Origin of the sequence: Streptomyces oceani, from assembly GCF_001751245.1 — a bacterium.
Taxonomy (GTDB): Bacteria; Actinomycetota; Actinomycetes; order Streptomycetales; family Streptomycetaceae; genus Streptomyces; species Streptomyces oceani.
In genome coordinates this window covers 1-19577 of sequence record NZ_LJGU01000125.1, presented here as the reverse complement: position 1 = coordinate 19577, position 19577 = coordinate 1, and the positions used below count along the sequence as shown (strand labels likewise).

11 protein-coding genes are annotated in these 19577 nt (G+C 72.8%); 3 read left to right on the top strand and 8 right to left on the bottom strand.

The window, feature by feature from the left end:
* Positions 1–23 precede the first annotated feature (23 nt).
* From AN216_RS28205 to AN216_RS13265, 8 genes are all read right to left on the bottom strand, one after another.
* On the bottom strand, positions 24–4256 hold the full coding sequence (locus tag AN216_RS28205) for a bifunctional glycosyltransferase/CDP-glycerol:glycerophosphate glycerophosphotransferase (RefSeq protein WP_170843116.1): 4233 nt from the start codon (positions 4254–4256) through the stop codon (positions 24–26).
* A gap of 168 nt (positions 4257–4424) precedes the next feature.
* Positions 4425–6134: a glycosyltransferase family 2 protein gene (locus AN216_RS13295; protein WP_070196886.1), complete on the bottom strand. Its 1710-nt coding sequence runs from the start codon at positions 6132–6134 to the stop codon at positions 4425–4427.
* 163 nt (positions 6135–6297) lie between these two features.
* On the bottom strand, positions 6298–8001 hold the full coding sequence (locus AN216_RS13290) for a hypothetical protein (RefSeq protein WP_139140916.1): 1704 nt from the start codon (positions 7999–8001) through the stop codon (positions 6298–6300).
* A 104-nt stretch (positions 8002–8105) separates the two neighbouring features.
* Positions 8106–8993, bottom strand: coding sequence for a carbohydrate ABC transporter permease (locus tag AN216_RS13285; protein WP_070196884.1), 888 nt, complete (start codon positions 8991–8993; stop codon positions 8106–8108).
* Positions 8990–10276: an ABC transporter permease subunit gene (locus AN216_RS13280; RefSeq protein ID WP_070196898.1), complete on the bottom strand. Its 1287-nt coding sequence runs from the start codon at positions 10274–10276 to the stop codon at positions 8990–8992. The genes AN216_RS13285 and AN216_RS13280 overlap by 4 nt, the downstream gene beginning before the upstream one ends.
* A gap of 214 nt (positions 10277–10490) precedes the next feature.
* Positions 10491–11891, bottom strand: coding sequence for an ABC transporter substrate-binding protein (locus tag AN216_RS13275; protein WP_107401981.1), 1401 nt, complete (start codon positions 11889–11891; stop codon positions 10491–10493).
* Positions 11892–11955: 64 nt separating this feature from the next.
* Positions 11956–13659: a glycoside hydrolase family 13 protein gene (locus AN216_RS13270; RefSeq protein WP_070196882.1), complete on the bottom strand. Its 1704-nt coding sequence runs from the start codon at positions 13657–13659 to the stop codon at positions 11956–11958.
* A 246-nt stretch (positions 13660–13905) separates the two neighbouring features.
* On the bottom strand, positions 13906–15168 hold the full coding sequence (locus AN216_RS13265) for an ABC transporter substrate-binding protein (RefSeq protein ID WP_070196881.1): 1263 nt from the start codon (positions 15166–15168) through the stop codon (positions 13906–13908).
* Between the two features lie 258 nt (positions 15169–15426).
* On the opposite strand from AN216_RS13265, the gene AN216_RS13260 reads away from it, so the two are divergent.
* The 3 genes from AN216_RS13260 to AN216_RS13250 all read left to right on the top strand — a co-directional run bounded on the left by AN216_RS13260 (position 15427) and on the right by AN216_RS13250 (position 19404).
* Complete coding sequence (locus AN216_RS13260) at positions 15427–15936, top strand: PadR family transcriptional regulator (protein ID WP_070196880.1); 510 nt, start codon at positions 15427–15429, stop codon at positions 15934–15936.
* Between the two features lie 307 nt (positions 15937–16243).
* Positions 16244–16957, top strand: a complete 714-nt coding sequence (locus tag AN216_RS13255; protein ID WP_070196897.1) for an ABC transporter ATP-binding protein — start codon at positions 16244–16246, stop codon at positions 16955–16957.
* The gene (locus AN216_RS13250; protein WP_070196879.1) at positions 16954–19404 is read left to right on the top strand and encodes an ABC transporter permease; all 2451 of its coding nucleotides are present in this window, start codon (positions 16954–16956) and stop codon (positions 19402–19404) included. The genes AN216_RS13255 and AN216_RS13250 overlap by 4 nt, the downstream gene beginning before the upstream one ends.
* Positions 19405–19577: the final 173 nt, after the last annotated feature.

Sequence of the window (19577 nt, the reverse complement as noted above, 5' to 3'; positions counted from 1 at the left end):
TCCCGAGTGGCGGTTTCGCGCGGTCAGCCGCCGGTCGGGCCGTGCCGGGAGACCTCCGTGTCCCGGGTCTGGCCGGTAGCCGGGGTGTCGCCGGGGCGCGGTGGCCCGCTGGTTCCCGCTGCCTCGGCTGTCTCGTCCGCCGCGTCCGCCTCACCGGTCCTGCCGGTTCCGTTGGTCTCGCTGGCCGCTTGGGTCTCGCTGGTCGCTTGGATCCCCTCGCCACCCCGCCCGCTCGCCGCTACCGGCACCGTACGCGTACGGGCCGGGGCCACGGCCGGGTCCGCGACCGAGCCGGGGGCCGCGTGGCGGGGCTGACCAGCCGCGCCCGAGCCGGCGGCGCTCGGCAGGATGCCGGGGGCCTCGGCGAACATCCGTTCCGCCACGCGCGCCGCCGCCCGCCCGTCGTCCAGGTCGCAGAACGCCTGCCGGAACTGCGCGTACCGCCCCTCGTACGCCGCCGCGACGGTGTCCACGTCGCGCAGCGCGTCGATCACCGCGTCCGAGTCGCTCAGCAACGGTCCCGGAGCGCGCTCCGCGAAGTCGAAGTAGAAGCCGCGGAGGACGTCCCGGTAGCGGTCGAGGTCGTAGGTGAAGAAGAACATCGGGCGCCCGGTGTGCGCGAAGTCGAACATCAGCGAGGAATAGTCGGTGACCAACACGTCCGCGATCAGCAGCAGTTCCGCGATGTCCGGCCAGGCGGACACGTCCCGTACGAAGCCGTGCCCGGCGCCCGGCACGGCGTCGGCGACCCGGTAGTGCTTCCGTACGAGCAGCACGTGGTCGGTGCCGAGCGCGGCGCGTGCGGCGTCCGGGTCCAGGCGCATGTCGAACCGGCCGTTGGCACGGTCGTAACGGTTGTCGTCCCGCCAGGTGGGCGCGTACAGCACGACGCGGTGGCCGGTCGGGATGTCCAGCCGCTCCCGCACCTGACGGGCACGCTTGTGCCGGTCGGCGGCGTACAGCAGGTCGTTGCGCGGATAGCCGGACTCGAGGATCTCGCCGGCGTAGCCGAAGGCCCGGCGGAGGATCGGCGTGCTGAAGCTGTTCGGCGAGAGCAGCAGACTCCACTGCGCGGCGCGCGCGGGCAGTTGGGCGAGGTACTCCTGGTTGGCGTACGCGGAGTCCGCCAGGTCGAGCCCGATACGTTTCAGCGGGGTGCCGTGCCAGGTCTGCACGGTGAGCTGGTCCTCCCGGCGGCGGAACCAGCGGGGTAGGTGGGTGTTGCCGACGATCCAGCGGCTGCGGGCCAGCGCCTCGTGCCACTCGCTGCTCCCCAGCACCACGGGACGGGCCTCCGGCGGCACGTGCGCCTGCCCGTCCCGTACCGCCCACAGATGCCGGACCGCCGCCCCCCTGCGCAGCAACTCCTCGTGCAGCGCCCTCGGTGAGTCGGAGTACTGCCGCCCGTCGAAGCTGTTGTAGAGCACCACGTCCCACGGCGGCGCCTCGCGGGCGGCTGGATAGCGCACCGTGCGCAGCCGGTGCTGCCGGTACGCACCGCGCTCCGAGTCGCTCAGCAGCGATCCGGACCGCAGGAACAGCCGGTCGTGGTTCCGCCGTTCCAGGACGTACTCGCGCGCCGCCTGGTGCGCCGACGGCAGTTCGCCGTGCAGCTCCGCCCGCAGGCGCAGCGGCGCGTTGCCCGTACGGTCCCCGCCGCGGGCACGGAGGTACGGGTCCCAGCGTCCCTGGCGCAGCGGCAGCGCGCCGGGCGCGGCCGTCTCGGGGGCCAGCCGGGCGGTGAAGCGGTGCCCGTCCCGCTCGACGGGGACGACCACCTCGGCCTGGTGTCCACTGTGCCGCCAGACCAGCTCCCACTCCCCGGAAGGCTCCGGGTCGCCGGGTCGGCCCAGGGTGCGTCTGCCGGAGAGGGTCAGCCCTCCGTCCGGGCTCCAGTGCCAGGAGTGCACCACGGGCTGCGGCGTACGGTCGGCGAGGAGCAGTCGGCCGGCGGCGTCCGGCACGAGGCACAGCTCGCGGTAGGCGCCGTCCAGGCGCGGGTCGACGCCCAGGGCGTAGTCCCCGGGAGCGGCGTGCGGCGGTGCCAGCATCCGGCAGGTGGCGTCCTCCGTCAGCACCAGGGACGCTCGCCACGCGTCGCTGGTCCGGGCTCGTGGCTCGGCGGCGGGTGCCGACTCGGGGTCGTCCGGGCGTTCGTCCCGTGTCCCCTCGCCCTCGGCGCGTTGGGGGTCACCGGCACTGCCCCCACCCGGGTCGCCGTTGCTGCCCGGGCCGTCGTACGCGTCCGCCCCCGACGCGTCCGTCCTCGACGCGTTCGCCTCCGTGCGCGCCTCCGCGAGATCCTTGAGCGGCACGCGGGCGGCGAACCGTCCTCGCCCGTCAGGGCTTCGCTCGGCCGCTTCCGTCAGCCGCAGCGGGTACTCCAGCACCCTGCCCGAGCGCTGATGCGTCAGTCGTAGCCGCTGGGCCGCGTACCGCGCGCGTACGCTGCCGGTCAACTCCAGGTCGCCGTCAGCCAGGCGATGGCCCTCCAACCGGGCCGGGATCTCCTCCACGACGATCCGGAACAGTCCGTCCCGGAAGGTGGGCACGATACGTCGCCCGTCGCCCGTCTCCCGCGCGGCCGGCTGCGCGCCGGAACCGTCCGTGCCGGCCGCCACGCCCCCGTGTCGGAACACCCCGCCGGTGAGCACGCCCAGGCCCAGCGTCCAGGTGCCGGTGCGGCGGCTTCGGCCGAGTCCACTGAGCAGCCTGGCCGGGTCCAGGACGATCTCGAAACCGGCGGCGTCGTACGAGTGCAGCCACTGCTTGGAGTGCCGGGTCGCCTCCGGGGCCGGCACCGTACGCACCCGGACCGGCGTCCGCAGCCGACTGCCGCGTCGTCGCAGCCAGCCCAGCTTCGTCGAGCGACCGTACGCGCCGGCGTCCAGCGAGCGGACGTACGCCTGGCCGCGCAGCCGCAACCGGCCGTCCGGGAGCCAGTCCACCGCGTGCAGCTTCGTCCGCAGCGGCAGGTCCTCCCGCAGCGGACGGGAGGCCCGGTCCGGAACGGTGATCCCGCTGCCGTCCGGGCGCAGGTACGCCGCCCGCCGCGCGCGCGGGCCGGTGGTCTCGAAGACCCGAGGGTTCTCCCGCTCGAAGGCCAGCGCGTGCAGCAGGTCGGTGGTGCGATGCTCGCGGACCAGCTGCCACTTCATCCTGCGCCCGACCGGCAGCCCGTCCAGCACCCGGGGATCGACGCGGGTCAGGAAGCCGGCCGCGAGCCGCGTGAACAGGGCGCGGAACTCCTCGTCGGCCGCCGGCAGCGCCTTCAGATAGGCCAGCAGATCGCCGGCCAGCACCAAGGCCGCGTAGTGTCGCTCGGCCGCTCCGCCGTCCTCGGCCGCGTGCTCGGCGAGCCGCCGGCTCACCTCTTCCAGGACGGCCACGTCCGCCCGCAGCGCCGCCTGGTCCGTACGTACGGGGGAGGCGGTGCTACGGGCGGACGGCTGCTCCCGCCAGTGGCAGACGGGCTCGGTCAACACGTCCACGGACTCGGCGAGGTAGTGCGCCGGCAGCGCGAGCGCGGTATCGGGGCCCAACCGGCCCGCGTGGGAGGGTGTTCGGGCCGGCCAGGGCAGTTGCCGGTGAGTCCAGAAGGCGTGCCGGAAGACCTTGTTCCGCAGGGTGCGGTCCTGGACCAGGGCCGGGTGCCGGGTGATGTGGGTACGCTGCCGAGGCTGGTCCATGGCCTTCCTCAGCGGGCCGTGGGCGCTCAACGTCCAGGCCGCCGGGTCGTGTTCGGCGGCGGCCGGTTCGCTGTCCGAGGCCGGACGGCCGGTGCCGCTGGTGCCGCTGGTGCTGCTGGTGCTCCCGGTGTGGCGTAGCCGGAGCAGGTCGCCGCAGGCCAGGTCCGAGCCGCTGGCAGTCAGACTGTCCGTCAGGAGTTCGTACGCCGTGGGGGGAAGCCGGTCGGCGCCGTCACAGAAGGCCAGGAAGCGGCTTCCCGGGTCGACCTCGCGCAGCCCGGCGGCCCGGGCGTCCCCGGCGCCGCCCGCGCCACCCGAGCCGACCATGCCGCCCGCGCTCCCCGGCTCGGCCCGGTTGTCCGGGTTCCCCGGCTCACCCGGGGGGTGCCGTACCAGCCGGAACCGGCCGTCGACCGCCGCGAACCTCTCGGCGAGCGCGCGCCGCTCCGCCCCCTCCGGCCCGCCCGAATCCACCAGCACGACCTCCAGGTCCCGCAGCGTCTGCTCGGCCAGGGAGCGCAGACACTCCTGTAGTTGGGCGCTCGAACCGTTGAGAGGGACAACCACGCTGAGGCGGGGGCTCATTCGGTGCACGACCATTCGTTCGTCGACTGCTGGTGCTGCTGGTGCTGCAAGGTCAACCGCGCGACGCCGCTTTGGTCACCACAGGTACCCCCATCCGGGTGAGCGGGGGCAGGGCGAACGAGAGCGAGACGATCTGGTCCGCACGGAATGTCACTCCTTGTTGCTACCCGTGCTCGCGGTGTGCGCACACCTCGCCCGTGTGCTCGCCGACACGCAGCCGTCGCACCGCCTCGTGCGCCCAGTCGCGTACGTCGGAGAGCGCGTCGACGGAGGTGACGGCGCTGCGGTGGACGTAGTCGGTGCCGTGCTCGGCGTGCAGCAGCGGCCGATAGCCGTGCGCCGCCAGCCGCTCGGGTGTGAGCCCGAGCCGGTCCGTCCCGTCCGCGTGCAGGTGCACGAACTCCGGGCGCGTCCGCTCCAGTACGTACGCCCGTGCCGCCGCTCGCCGCCCCACCGTCTCCGGCGCGCCGGCCCGACCGTCCCGGTCCGACACCCACGGGTCCGAAACCCNCGGCCGTCCGGGAGCCAGTCCACCGCGTGCAGCTTCGTCCGCAGCGGCAGGTCCTCCCGCAGCGGACGGGAGGCCCGGTCCGGAACGGTGATCCCGCTGCCGTCCGGGCGCAGGTACGCCGCCCGCCGCGCGCGCGGGCCGGTGGTCTCGAAGACCCGAGGGTTCTCCCGCTCGAAGGCCAGCGCGTGCAGCAGGTCGGTGGTGCGATGCTCGCGGACCAGCTGCCACTTCATCCTGCGCCCGACCGGCAGCCCGTCCAGCACCCGGGGATCGACGCGGGTCAGGAAGCCGGCCGCGAGCCGCGTGAACAGGGCGCGGAACTCCTCGTCGGCCGCCGGCAGCGCCTTCAGATAGGCCAGCAGATCGCCGGCCAGCACCAAGGCCGCGTAGTGTCGCTCGGCCGCTCCGCCGTCCTCGGCCGCGTGCTCGGCGAGCCGCCGGCTCACCTCTTCCAGGACGGCCACGTCCGCCCGCAGCGCCGCCTGGTCCGTACGTACGGGGGAGGCGGTGCTACGGGCGGACGGCTGCTCCCGCCAGTGGCAGACGGGCTCGGTCAACACGTCCACGGACTCGGCGAGGTAGTGCGCCGGCAGCGCGAGCGCGGTATCGGGGCCCAACCGGCCCGCGTGGGAGGGTGTTCGGGCCGGCCAGGGCAGTTGCCGGTGAGTCCAGAAGGCGTGCCGGAAGACCTTGTTCCGCAGGGTGCGGTCCTGGACCAGGGCCGGGTGCCGGGTGATGTGGGTACGCTGCCGAGGCTGGTCCATGGCCTTCCTCAGCGGGCCGTGGGCGCTCAACGTCCAGGCCGCCGGGTCGTGTTCGGCGGCGGCCGGTTCGCTGTCCGAGGCCGGACGGCCGGTGCCGCTGGTGCCGCTGGTGCTGCTGGTGCTCCCGGTGTGGCGTAGCCGGAGCAGGTCGCCGCAGGCCAGGTCCGAGCCGCTGGCAGTCAGACTGTCCGTCAGGAGTTCGTACGCCGTGGGGGGAAGCCGGTCGGCGCCGTCACAGAAGGCCAGGAAGCGGCTTCCCGGGTCGACCTCGCGCAGCCCGGCGGCCCGGGCGTCCCCGGCGCCGCCCGCGCCACCCGAGCCGACCATGCCGCCCGCGCTCCCCGGCTCGGCCCGGTTGTCCGGGTTCCCCGGCTCACCCGGGGGGTGCCGTACCAGCCGGAACCGGCCGTCGACCGCCGCGAACCTCTCGGCGAGCGCGCGCCGCTCCGCCCCCTCCGGCCCGCCCGAATCCACCAGCACGACCTCCAGGTCCCGCAGCGTCTGCTCGGCCAGGGAGCGCAGACACTCCTGTAGTTGGGCGCTCGAACCGTTGAGAGGGACAACCACGCTGAGGCGGGGGCTCATTCGGTGCACGACCATTCGTTCGTCGACTGCTGGTGCTGCTGGTGCTGCAAGGTCAACCGCGCGACGCCGCTTTGGTCACCACAGGTACCCCCATCCGGGTGAGCGGGGGCAGGGCGAACGAGAGCGAGACGATCTGGTCCGCACGGAATGTCACTCCTTGTTGCTACCCGTGCTCGCGGTGTGCGCACACCTCGCCCGTGTGCTCGCCGACACGCAGCCGTCGCACCGCCTCGTGCGCCCAGTCGCGTACGTCGGAGAGCGCGTCGACGGAGGTGACGGCGCTGCGGTGGACGTAGTCGGTGCCGTGCTCGGCGTGCAGCAGCGGCCGATAGCCGTGCGCCGCCAGCCGCTCGGGTGTGAGCCCGAGCCGGTCCGTCCCGTCCGCGTGCAGGTGCACGAACTCCGGGCGCGTCCGCTCCAGTACGTACGCCCGTGCCGCCGCTCGCCGCCCCACCGTCTCCGGCGCGCCGGCCCGACCGTCCCGGTCCGACACCCACGGGTCCGAAACCCAGGGGCCCGCCGCCCACGGGTCAGGGGATCGCAGGTCCAGCAGCCGTACGCCGCCCTCGTGGACGGGCATCGCGCCGACCGGAGCGTCCACGGCCACCACGGCTCGTGCCAGGCCGAGGTGACGCGCGTACCCCTCGAACATCGCGCCGTACCTCTCGGCGACGTAGCACAGGCCGGGCCGGTTCTGCTGCGTCGGTCCGACCAGCGGCGCCAACACCACGCCGAGGAGCGTCAGTAGGGTCGCCAGCGTGCGGACGACCGGCCGGTCCGCACACCGTCCCAACGCGCCGCACAGCTTGCGCGGCCGACCGCCGCGGGTCAGAGCCAGGGCCAGCAGCGCGGAGGCGAGCAGGGGCACCACGACGGCGCCCGCGGGGCCGGGATCACCGGCGGGTACGAGCGCCGGTCGGTGCCCGAGGAGCGCGCCCCGCCAGCACAACAGCGCGGCCCAGGGCACCGCGCAGGACACCGCGTAGCGGACCAGCCCGCGGCTCAGCGCGGGAAGGGTGCCGCGCGGCAGCCTGAGCAGCAGCACCAGGGGATACGCCGCGAGGAAGCCGACGGCGTCCGGCCGCGCCCCGCAGACGGCGGCGGCCAGCAGACCCGCGCCGACGGCGTGGCCGGTGGTCAGGAGGGTGTTTCGGCGGATGCCGGTCACCAGCAGCCGTACGAGCAGCGCGACCAGCAGCGCGTACAACGGTCCGGGCTGACCGGAGAAGAGCCAGCGCACCGCGGCTGGTTGGACCGCGAGCGCGCCGGCGGCCAGCAGCGGTACGAAGACGGCGCCACGGCGTCGCGGTGCGCCTGCCGTGCCCGCTAGCGCGGTCAGCACGCCGGCGACGCACAGCAGGGCCAGCAGCCTCGGCGGCCAGACGAGGTCGGAGACTCCCAGCAGCGTGCCGCCCTGGTCGAACAGGCCCAGCCGACGGGCGCCGACCAGCAGCGTGAGCCACAGCGTCGCCGTACCGCCGCCCTCGGAGGGCGCTGTGCCCCCGACGGTCCCGGTGGCGTCGGTGCCACCGGTGGCCGGTGCCGTTACGGCGTCGCCGAACAGACCACCCTCGTCCAGGGCGCGTACGTGCGCGAAGGTGACGGCGGACCGGCCGGCGAGCCACGGGCCCAACTGGTACGCCTGGGCGCCGACCAGGGCCGTGCCGGCGGCCACCGCGCAGAGCGTGCCGCCGTATCCGGACCAACGGGTGCCCGGGGTGCGGTGCGAGCGCGGGATGTGCGGGGTGCGGGCGTGCGGAGCGCTCGGCACCGGCGCGCGCGGGGACCTGGCGCGCCGGGCGTGCGTACCGGGCACCCGCGAGCCCGGTACGCGGGACGCGGGGGCGGGGCATGCGGGTTCGTCCATGCCCGGTTCAACTCACGCGGGCCGGGTGAGGTTACTCTCCGTGCCGGCACCGCTCGGCGAGGGGGAAGCTGCGGGCGCGTCCGCCGGGCCGCGCCCGCAGCGGTCTACTTGATCGCGCCCGCCATGACGCCGGACACGAACTGCCGCTGGAAGAGGAAGAACACCGCCAGCGGAATGATCATCGATACGAACGCGCCGGGGGCGAGGACGTCGATGCTGTTGCCGAACTGCCGTACCTGCTGCTGCAACGCGACCGTGATCGGGGGCGAACCGGCGTCCGCGAAGATCAGGGACACCAGCATGTCGTTCCACACCCACAGGAACTGGAAGATGCCGAGTGAGGCGATGGCCGGCCCGCCGAGTGGCATGACCACCCGGAAGAACAGCCGCAGTTCCCCGGCACCGTCCAGCCGCGCGGCCTCCAGAAGCTCCCGGGGGATCTCCGCGAAGAAGTTCCGCAGGAGGAAGATCGCGAACGGCAGCCCGAAGGCGGTGTGGAACAGCACCACCCCCGGGGTGGTTTCGAACAGGCCCACGAGGTCGAACAGCTTGGACACCGGTAGCAGCGCCACCTGCACCGGCACCACGAGCAGCCCGACGACCAGCAGGAACCACCAGTCGCGGCCCCGGAACTCCAGGCAGGCGAAGGCGTATCCCGCCAGCGAGGCCACCACGATCACCAGCACCGTGGACGGGATGGTGATCATGAGGGTGACGAACAACGAGTCGGTGATGGTCTCGTTGTAGAGCAGCGCCTCGTAGTTCCCGAACGTCAACTGGCCCGGGTCGCCCAGGACGCTCCACCAGCCGCTGTCCGCGATGTCGGCGGAGTCACGGAACGAGGAGCCGAGCAGGCCGGCGGTGGGCAGCAGCCAGACCAGCGCGATCAGTACGAGTACGAGCCGGGTCGCCGTGCCGCCGGTCAGGGCCGCTATCCGGCTGCCCAGCGACGGGCGGGGTGCTCCGGGTCTGGGCGGGGATGAGGTGCTCATCGGCGGTTCTCCCTCCGCAGACGGCGGATATTGACGATCATCATCGGCACGACGAGCAGCAGCAGGACCACCGCGATGGCGCTGCCGTAACCCTGGTTGCCGCCTCCGCCGAAGGACGAGAGATACAGCTCCAGGGCGAGTACGTTCGCGTCCGACTGGGTCGCGCTGGGCGCGATGATGTAGACGAGGTCGAAGATCTTCAGGACGTTGATCATCAGCGTGACGACGACCACGCCCAGCACGGGAGCCAGCAGCGGGACGGTCACCTTGCGGAAGACCTGCCACTCGGAGGCGCCGTCGACCCGCGCGGCCTCCAGCAGTTCCCGGGGTATGCCGGCCAGGCCCGCCGCGATGAGCACCATCGCGAAGCCCGCCCACATCCAGATGTAGCTGGCGATGATGCTGGGCGTCACCAGCGTGGAGCCCAGCCAGTTCACGCCGCCGTAGGGCTCCGCGAAGTTCGAGGCGGGCAGTCGCAGCTTCGCGCCCTCGGCCTCGGCCGGCAGGCTGTACGTACCGTCGTCGCCGGTCTCGGCGGACGCCACCACCTCCCCGCCGCGTACGGCCTCCACGGTGATCCCGGACAGCGCCTTCTCGCGCTGGTCGATCGCGCCGGACTCGCCGCCGCCGCCCCGGGTGAAGTCCAGCCACACGGTGCCCACGACCTCGTCGCCGGCCCGGTCCCGCGCGGTGGGCTTCTTCGCGGGCTCGGCGTCCGCGAGCTCCTGCGGCGGCACGCCGACCAGCGGCAGGTCCGTCGCTCCGCCCTCGCGGTCCACGGCGCTCTCGGTGGTGTACGAGCCGCCGCCGGACTCCGCCAGCCCGCTGTCCGGGCGTGGCCGAGCCCCCGGCCAGGGGGAGGACTCGGCGAAGGTGTCGTGCACGGTCACCCAGGCGGCGTTGGCCACGCCGCGTTCCGCGTCCTGCTGGTAGACCAGCCCGAAGATGATGCCCGCGGCCAGCATGGAGATGGCCATGGGCATGAAGACGACCATCTTGAACGCCGTGCCCCAGCGCACCCGTTCGGTGAGGACGGCGAAGAGCAGGCCGAACGCGGTGGCCACCGAGGGCCCCACGATCACCCAGACGAGCGTGTTCTTCACCGCGGTGAATCCGTCCCCGGAGAAGACCTGGACGTAGTTCTCCAGGCCGACGAAACCGGTGCCGGCGGCGTCGAAGAAGCTGCGGTACAGCGAGTAGCCGATGGGGTAGACGACGAGCGTCCCCAGCAGCACGATCGCGGGCACCAGGAAGCCCGCCGCGATCCACGGCCGGACGCTCATGGCCGAGCCCCCGCCGCCGCTGCTGCCCTTCCGTGCCCGACCGCCGCCGGGGCTGCCGCCCGTACGTCCCGGGGCGTCGCCCGTACGCCCGGGGGTGTCCGAACCCTTGCCGGCGGCACCGCCCTTGGCGCCCCGCGGGCCGGGAAGCTTGGAGGCGGACAGTTCCGGGCTGTCAGCGCCTGATCCGTATGACATGTCGATTCAGCCCCCGCCCTCAGTTCTCGAACGCCTTGGCGGCGGACGACTCGAGGGCCTGCTGGGCTCCAGCGACATCGTCCGGGTTCTTCAGGAAGTCCTGCAGCGCCTTCCACTCGCCTTGGCCCTTGGTGCCGCCGAAGGCGGCGGGCGCCTGGTCGGACATGTCGAACCGGAAGTCGTTCCCCGCCTTGACGAGCGCGGTGGCGATCTCGCGCTGCACGTCGCCGGGGTAGAAGTCGCGGTTCATCTTCTTGTTGGGGGAGATGAACCCGCCCTGCTCGGCCGCGATCCCCGCGGCGTCGGTCGAGGCGAGGAAGGTCAGCAGTGCCTGCGGCGCCTTGCCGCCCCGCAGTGCCACGGCGGCGTCTCCGCCGGTGACCACCGGTGCCCGCTCGCCGACCCGGGGGAAGGGGAAGACCTGGGCGTCCTCGCCGATCTGCGCGTTCGTGTCGTTACCGATGTTGATGCCGACGAAGTCGCCCTCGAACACGATGGCGGCCTCCGGCGCCTCGGTGTCGGCGAAGGTCTTGGTGACGGACTCCGGGAAGGCCGTGGCCAGCGCTCCCCGGTTGCCGCCGGACAACAGCAGCTTGTTGCCGAAGAGTTCCCCGAGGGTGGTGAGGGCCTCCTTGACCGAGGGATGGGTCCACTTGATCTCGTGGGCCGCCAGCTTGTCGTACATCTGAGGGCCGGCCTGGGAGAGGTAGATGTTCTCGAACCAGTCCGTCAGCGTCCAGCCGTCCGCGCCACCGACGGAGACGGGCTCGACCCCGGAGTCCGAGATGATCTGCGCGTTCTTCAGGAACCTGTCCCAGGTCTTGGCCTCACCGACGCCGGCCGCCTCGAACGCCGCGGTGTTGTACCACATCAGCGACTTGTTGGCGGCCTTGAAGTAGACGCCGTACTGCGTGCCCTCGTGCGCGCCCAGCTCCTGCCAGCCGGTGGCGAAGTTCTCGCCCAGCTGCTTCCTGGCCTTCGCTCCGAGGGGCTTGAGCCATCCCTTCTCGGCGAACTGGTGCAGCACGCCGACCTGCGGCAGCATCGCCACGTCCGGCGGCGCGCCCCCCTCGATCTTGGAGCCGATGAAGGTGGCGACGTTGTCCCCGGTGGGTACGAACTCGACCTCGGCACCGGTGCGTTCCTCGAACTCGTCCAGCACCTTACGGAAGTTCTCCTGCTCCGCGCCCGTCCAGACGGCCGCGACCTGCAACTTCTCCCCGTCCAGGTCCGGCAGTCGCACGGTCTCCTGCTGGCTGGCCGTGCCCGGCGCCCCGGTCGGGCCCTCGCCACAGGCGGCCGTGCTGGCCAGGGCGAGGACCGCGACCAGCGCGGTGGCTCCCCGAGTGGCGTGTCGACGGGGGCGCCTGGGCCTCCCGGGGCCCACACGGGCCCGTCTTTCCGGGTCTCTCCCGGCTATGTCAGTCAACTGTCGTCCTCTCGGGGTAGATACGGGGAGGGGCGAGACGCCCCGGATGAGTCGGTCAGTCGCCACGCTCCGTGAGCCACCAGGCCGCGGTGGACCCGGGCAGCGTGCGCCCGGTCACCGTCCCGGCTCCGCTCTCGGCCCCGCTCTCGGAGTACGGCCCGCTGGCCAGCAGCAGGGTGCCGGTGACCGGCGCCTCGACGGGCGCGGTGCCGAAGTTCACCGCGCACACGAGGCCGTCGTCCCGGATGAACGCGAGCACCTCCGGGGAGGTCTCCAACCAGCGCAGCGTGCCGGTGCCGAGCTGTGGGAGGGCACGGCGCAACTGCAGGGCCTCCCGGTAGAGGTGCCAGAAGGAGCGGGGGTCGGCCACCGCCCGGTCCGTCGCGTGCTCCGCGAACCACTCGGGCTGCGGCAGCCACGGCCGTACGCCCTCCGCCTCGGAGGTGAAGCCGAACGGCGAGGCGTGACCGGACCACGGCAGCGGCACCCGGCAGCCGTCCCGCACCCGGCTGCGGCTGCCGGTACGCCGGAAGATCGGGTCGGTCAGCAACTCGTCCGGCAGGTCCATCACCTCGGGCAGCCCCAGCTCCTCGCCCTGGTAGACGTACGCGGCACCGGGCAGCGCGAGCATCAGGAGCGCCGCCGCCCGCGCCCGGTCGGAGCCCAGCCCGCTGCTCTCCAGGCCCGGCTCGCCCGCGTACCGCGTGACCGAGCGGACCTGGTCGTGGTTGTTCAGCACCCACGTGGTGGTCGAGCCGGTGCCCGCGATGTCCCGGATGGCCTCGTCGATGGACTTCCGGAAGGCGTCGGCGTCCCAGGGCGCGCTCAACAGGTCGAAGAAGAACGCCTGGTGCAGCTCGTCCGGCCGGATGTACTGGGCGTGCTCCTGGGCGCTGGGCACCGAGACCTCGCCGACCAGCAGCCGGTCGTGGCCGTCCCGCGCGGTGTACTCCTCGCACACGGCGCGCCAGCGGCGCCAGACCTCGTGCACCTCGGGTTGGTTCCAGGCGAGCGGGTTGACGGAGTCGCGGGAGCGCTCGTCGGCGTGCGGGTCGGGGGAGTCAGGGAGTTCGGGGTGCTTGAAGAGTCCCGCGGCGACGTCGATCCGGAAGCCGTCGATGCCCCGGTCCAGCCAGAACCGGAGGACCTCGTCGAAGTCCGCCGCGACCGCCGGATTCCGCCAGTTGAGGTCCGGTTGCTCGGGTGTGAACATGTGCAGGTACCACTGTCCCGGCGCGCCGTCCGGCTCGGTGACCCGGCTCCAGGCGGAACCGCCGAACATGGCCCGCCAGTTGTTCGGCGGCTCGGCGCCGTCCGGGCCCCGCCCGGTGGCGAAGTGGAAGCGCTCGCGGGCCGCGCTGCCGGGCGCCGAGCGCAACGCCTCCTGGAACCACGGGTGCTCGCTCGAGCAGTGGTTCGGCACGATGTCCAACAGCAGTTTCATGCCCAGCCGGCGGGCGTCCGTGACCAGCCGGTCGAACTCCGCGAGGTCGCCGTAGACCGGGTCGACGTTGAGGTAGTCCGCCACGTCGTACCCGTGGTCGTGCTGGGGTGACGGGTAGAACGGGCTGAGCCAGACGCCGTCCACACCGAGCTTCCTCAGATAGGGCAACCCCGCTCGGACGCCGGCGAGATCGCCTATTCCGTCACCGGTGCTGTCCAGGAAGCTGCGGACGTACACCTGATAGATCACCGCGTCACGCCACCAGCCGTCGGTGTGGTCGTCTCGCGCGCCGTTGGCGGAAGGGGATGTCAACATCGTTCGCTGACCTGTTCGTTGGAGTGGTACGGGGGCGACTTCGGAGCAGCCGCGAGCTTCTACATACATGTTATGTATGTGCGCGCTTCAGGTGTCAACGCGGGCGCACGGATGAGCACCGGGGATTCCCTAGTTCGTCGGGCGCGCCCCCACTTGGTGCCGCCTACGGCCCGCGCACGGACCCGCGCGGGGCGTCACGGAGCCGCGGACGTACGGGCGTTGGCCGGCCGGCTCGAGCGGAGGCGGTCAGCCTTCCCGAGCGATGCTCCGCAGCTCCCGTCTGAGTCGCGCGGTGCCGTCCTCGGCGCTCTGTCGCCCCGCCAGGACATCGGCGCTGACGGCCTGCACGGCGAGCGTCACCTGGTCGTACCGTGGGCTCTTCGTGCGCGGCTTCGCGCTCTTCAGGCTGCTGTGCAGCACCGGCAGGTACGGATGCTCCCGTACGAGTTCCCGGTCGGTGTAGAGGTCCGAGCGCACCGGGGGCAGGCCGCCCTCGGTCAGCACCCGGCGCTGCACCCGCTCGCTGGCCAGGTAGGCGATGAGGTCGGCGGCGGACTCCCGGTGCGGGGACTGGCTGTTGACCGCCAGGTTGGAGCCGCCTAGCACGCTGGTGCCGGGGCCGGTGCGGCCGGGCAGCCGTACGGCCCCGAACTTGCCCGCGACCTCGGAGCCCTCGGCGCTCGCCAGTGAGTGCACGTACGGCCAGTTGCGCATGAACAGCAGCTCGCCGCGCTGGAACGCCTTCCTGGACTCCTCCTCCTTGTAGCGCAGCGCCGCACGCGGAATCCAACCGTCCCGTACGCCCTCGGCGAGGAACGCCAGCCCGGCTCGGGTCTGCCGGCCCACGGTCACCCGCGCGCCCTCGTCCGCCAGCAGGGTGCCCTCGGCCGAGAACACGGCTTCGGTGACATTGGAGGTCAGGCCCTCGTAGGCGAGGAACTGGCCGGCGTATCCCGCCATGTCGTACTTCGGCGCTATGGTGCGCGCCTGCCGCCGCAGCTCGTCCCAGGTGCGCGGCGGGCGTTCACCCTCCTTCGCGAGGACGTCCGCGCGGTAGTAGAGCAGCCCGGCGTTGGTGACGTACGGCACGGCGTAGAGCCGGTCGTCGAAGGTGGCGGTGTCCACCACCGGCGAGAGGAAACTGTCCATCGGGAAGCGGTCGGCGTCCAGCGGCGATATCCAGCCGGCCGCGGCGAACTCGGAGGTCCAGGCCACGTCGATGTTCAGGATGTCGAAGCGGGAGCTGTCCGCGCGCAGTTCGGTGATCATCTGCGCCCGGGTCTCGTCGGCGGAGTCCGGTAGCTCGAGCAACGTGACGCGTTCGCCGGGGTGCTGGCGGTTCCAGTCCGCCAGCAAGGGGCCCAGGTAGTTCGTCAGGTCGCCCGCCGTCACCAGGGTCAGCGGCCCACGCTCCGCGGTGGCGCCCGGCTGTGGGGCGTGGCCGGCGTATCCGGTCAGCAGTACGGTGGTGATCAGCAGGCTCCGGCAGGCGGCGCGAATCCACCGCATTGGCGCCTCCTCGCGCGTCACCACCGGATTCCTTGCCTGCCGTTCGGGACTCATATATACCCGTTAGGTATCCGGGATACTAGACGCGTGAGTCCGAAGTGACGTCGTCCGCCCGCGAGGGACGCGGTCGGTGACGTCCGCCCGTCAACCGGGCGGGCCCGCGCCGTCCGCCCACCCCCGCGGGCGTTCCGGCGCTGGGGTCTCCCCAAGCCGAAGGGTGAGGGGACGCAGCTGCGAACCGTGAGGAGGAGAGCGCGCTTGCGTCTGCCGCTGCTGGCTCTCCTCACACAGGGGCCGGCCCATGGCTACGAGCTGAAGCAGCATCTTGAGAGCCTGCTGGGCGCGGCGTACCCTCAGCCGAACATCGGCCAGATCTACATCACCCTGGGACGGCTGGAGAAGTCGGGCCTGATCCTCGGCGAGGACGTCGAGCAGGAGGGTCGGCCCAACAAGCGCAGTTACCGGCTCACCGACGCCGGCCGGGAGGCGGTGCTCGGTTGGTTCGAGGACACCACCGTCGAACCGAGGGTCCGGGACGAGTTCTTCATGAAGCTCGCACTGGCCACCAGGACCGACATGGCCGACCGAGCGGAACTGATCAACAAGCAGCGTCGGCAGTACCTCAACACCATGCGGGGCCTGTCCCGAATCAGTACGTCCGACAGCGATAACCGGATCGCGCAGCTGCTGGTCGAGGGCGCCATCCTGCATCTGCAGGCGGATCTCGACTGGTTGGAACGATGCCAGGAGGAACTCGATGACTCGTGACGAACCTCCGGTTTCGCCCGCGCGTCCGGCGGATGGCGCGGATGCTGATCCCTCGGTGCCTTCGGCGGACGCCGGTTCCTCCGCGGACGCCGGGCAACCAGCCGCCCCCACGGGCCCGGCGGCGGCCCGTACGACCCTGCGCGCGCGGGCCCGTACGACGGCGCGGGCGGTGACAGGCGCCCTGACGGCGCCCGGAGCGCCCCGGGCGGAGGCTGAACCGGTCAGCGAGGCTGGTTCCGACGAGTCCGCCAGCGCGGACGGCTGCGCCGGCACCGCGCACTCCGAGCCGGTCGTACGCGCCCAGGGGCTGGTCAAGACCCACCACGGCGAGGGCGCACCGGCGCACGCCGTGCGAGGCGTCGACCTGCGCGTGGCACCCGGCGAGTTCCTCGCCGTCACCGGCCCGTCCGGCGCGGGGAAGTCCACGCTGCTGCACCTGCTCGGCGGACTGCAACGGCCGGACGGCGGCAGCATCCGGATCAACGGCCGCTGCATGGACGGCGTCAGCGAATCCGGCTGGGCGGGGCTGCGGCGCACCGAGATCGGCGTGGTCTTCCAGTTCTTCAACCTGGTGTCGAACCTGACCGTGGCGGACAACATCGAACTCCCCGCCCTGCTGGCCGGCAGCACGCCGCGGGCCGCCCGCGCCGCGCGCGTCGACCTGCTGGACGAGCTGGGCATGACGGGCAAGGAGCGTGCCACGCCCGGGGAGTTGTCCGGCGGTGAGCAACAGCGTGTCGCGCTCGCCCGCGCGTTGGTGAACACCCCCGGGCTGTTGCTCGCCGACGAGCCCGCCGGCAGCCTGGACAGCAAGGGGACCCGGGAGGTGGTGCGGCTGCTGTCCGCGTTCCACCGCAAGGGCCAGACCATCGTGCTGGTGACGCACGACGCCCGGATGGCCAGCGCGGCGGACCGGGTGATCAGCTTCTTCGACGGGCGGGTGGCCGACGACACCGAGCTGGACGCCGCCCTCCCCGCGGCCCGCCTCGGGGTCTCCGGCGTGCTGGACCTCGGCTCGTGAGCGTCCGCGCGCTGCTCCGGCACACCCACGCCGACCTGCGTACGAACCGGGGACAGGCGTTGTTCAGCGTGCTCGGCACGGCGGGGATCATCGCCTCGCTGCTGCTGGCCGCGGCTCTCTTCAGCTCCGCCACCAACCCCTGGGAACGGATCTTCACCGAGACCCGGGGCGCGCATGTCTGGCTCAGTACCAGCCCGAGCGCTGACACGGCCCAACTCGCCCAGTTGGAGGGCGTCGCCGAGGTCTCCGGGCCGTTTCGCAGTGTCCGTACGACCGCGGAGTCCCGAGGTGTCCGGGCGGCCGTCGAGATACGTGCCGCGGCCTCGGAGAAGCCCGAGGTGAGCAGGCCGCGGCTGACGGGGGGACGGTGGCTTGACCCGGACCAGCCGGCTGGCGTCGTGCTGGACAAGTCGGTCGCGGAGGCGCTGTACGTACGGCCGGGTGACCGGCTGCGACTGCCGGAGGGGACGCCCGGGGCACGCGAACTCGTGGTGCTCGGCGTCGCGGAGACCGCTGAGCCGCACTACCGGCCGGGCGAACAACCGGGAGTCGGCTGGGTGCTGGCCGGCACCGACGCGGCGGCCGCCGTACGAGCCCCGGCGGACGGGTCGGGAGGCAGCGCGGCAAACGCGTCGGGAGGGCCGTCGGAGTCGGAACGGGCGTCGGCCGCCCGCTCCGACGCCTCGGACCAGGCGGGCGCGGACGCCGCCTCGGAGCAGCGGCGGCAACCGGGCCAGACCATCGGGCTGCGGCTGTCCGACCCGGCGGACACCGACTTCCTGGTGCAGCGGGCGGTCACCGAACTGGGCGCCGACCAGGTCACCGGAGTGACCAAGTGGGAGGAGGCCCGCGCGGACGCGGAGGGCGGCTACCGGCTGCTCGGGCTGCTCTTCGGGGTGTTCGGGGCGGGGGCACTGCTGGCCGGGGCACTCGTGGCCTCCGGCGCCATCAGCACGCGCGTCCGAGGCCAACTCCGGGACATCTCGCTGCTCAAGGCGATCGGATTCACCCCCGCCCAGGTGATCGCGACCTTCGTACTCCAGCATCTGTCGATGGCGCTGCTCGCGGTGGCGATGGGCACCTCGGGCACGGTGCTGTTCGGGCCGTACCTGCCGGGACGGGTCGGTGCCGCGGTGGCGGTGTGGCCGGAACTGCCCGGTCACGCGGCCCTGCTGTTGGGACTGCCGACGGTCGCCCTGCTGGTCATCGCCGTGGCCACCGGGCTGGCGGCCTGGCGCGCCGGCCGCGCACCAGCCGTGCCGGTGGCGCGTGCCGCCCTGCCGGTGGCACGTCCCATGACCCGCCTGACCCGCGGGGTGCTCGGGTCGGCGTACTCCTCGCCGCTGTTGCTCGGCTGGCGCGGCGCCTTTCCGCACCGGGCGCGGGCGTTGACGGCGATCGGCCGGCTCGCGGTGCCGCTGGTGCTGATCACGCTCGTGCTGAGCGTCTGGTCGACCACGGAGCGGTTCCGTGAACAGCCCGAGGAGGTCGGGTTGCCCGCCGCGCTGACGGCGCGCGGGACACCGTACGGCGAAGCGGACGGGGACCGGACCCGGCGGTTGCTGGCCGGGCATCCGGACGTACGCGCCGTGCTTCCGGCGGCCGAGACGGACGCGCTGGTGCCGGGCCAGACCGGCACCATCACGCTTCGCGGGCTGGGCACCGAGCGGCAGCCGTACCCCTTCGCGATGGCGGAGGGACGTGCCCCACGCGGGCCGGACGAGGCGGTGGCCGGAGCGGGACTGCTGCGGTTGTTGCGGGCCGAGGTGGGCGACTGGGTGCGCATGACCGTCGGTGGCCGACCACAGGTGTTGCACATCGTGGGCCGGAGTCTCGAACCGACCGAGAGCGGTCGGGTCATCTCCACCTCGCTGGACACCCTGCGGGAACGCGATCCCGACCTGCGGGCGGGCTACTCGCTGCTGGTGCTGCGACCGGACAGCGACCCGCGGGAGGTCAGCGCGGAACTGGGCGCGCGGGTGGACCAGGACCTGGAGATCGCGGAGGTACGCAACCCGGCGGAGGAACTCCTGCCGGCCAGGCCGGGACTGGTTGGCCTGGTGGCGGTGTTCGCCCTCGTCGGCCTCACGGAACTGCTCACCATCATCGGGGTCTGCGTGCGCGACCGAGGCCGGGACCTGCTGGCTCTGCGGGCCATCGGGCTGACGCCACGACAGATCAGCGGCGTGATCGTGGCCTCCACCGGCTTCATCACGCTCGCGGCGGTACTCACGGGAATCGGGGGTGGACTGCTGCTGAGTAGCTGGCTGATCGACACCCAGGGCGCGGTGAGCGGGATCGGTGCCGGCATCGCGCAACTCCCCTCCGGCTGGGCGCTGGTCGCGTTGGGTGGCGCGGCGGTGTCGGGCGCGCTGGCGGCCTCGCTGCTGCCGGCGGTGCGGATCACCCGGCGCCGTCTGGCGGACTCGCTCAGCGAGACCCTCTGACGGGTGGGGCGGGGCGGAACCGCGTTGACGTTCGGAAAGCCTCCGGGGCCGCCGGACGGTCGAAGGGCGGAGACCGTACGGTCAGCTCGCCGAGCGCGAGTGGTTCTCGGGGCGTGCGTCGCCCGTACGCCCCGCGCCGCCGCCACCCCCCGGGCCACGGCCGGTCGGGCCGG

Coding starts and splice junctions, on each gene's coding strand:
- AN216_RS13280 (WP_070196898.1), bottom strand. CDS start 10,276: ATGAGCGTCCGGCCGTGGATCGCGGCGGGCTTCCTGGTGCCCGCGATC.
- AN216_RS13270 (WP_070196882.1), bottom strand. CDS start 13,659: ATGTTGACATCCCCTTCCGCCAACGGCGCGCGAGACGACCACACCGAC.
- AN216_RS13290 (WP_139140916.1), bottom strand. CDS start 8,001: ATGGACGAACCCGCATGCCCCGCCCCCGCGTCCCGCGTACCGGGCTCG.
- AN216_RS13265 (WP_070196881.1), bottom strand. CDS start 15,168: ATGCGGTGGATTCGCGCCGCCTGCCGGAGCCTGCTGATCACCACCGTA.
- AN216_RS13285 (WP_070196884.1), bottom strand. CDS start 8,993: ATGAGCACCTCATCCCCGCCCAGACCCGGAGCACCCCGCCCGTCGCTG.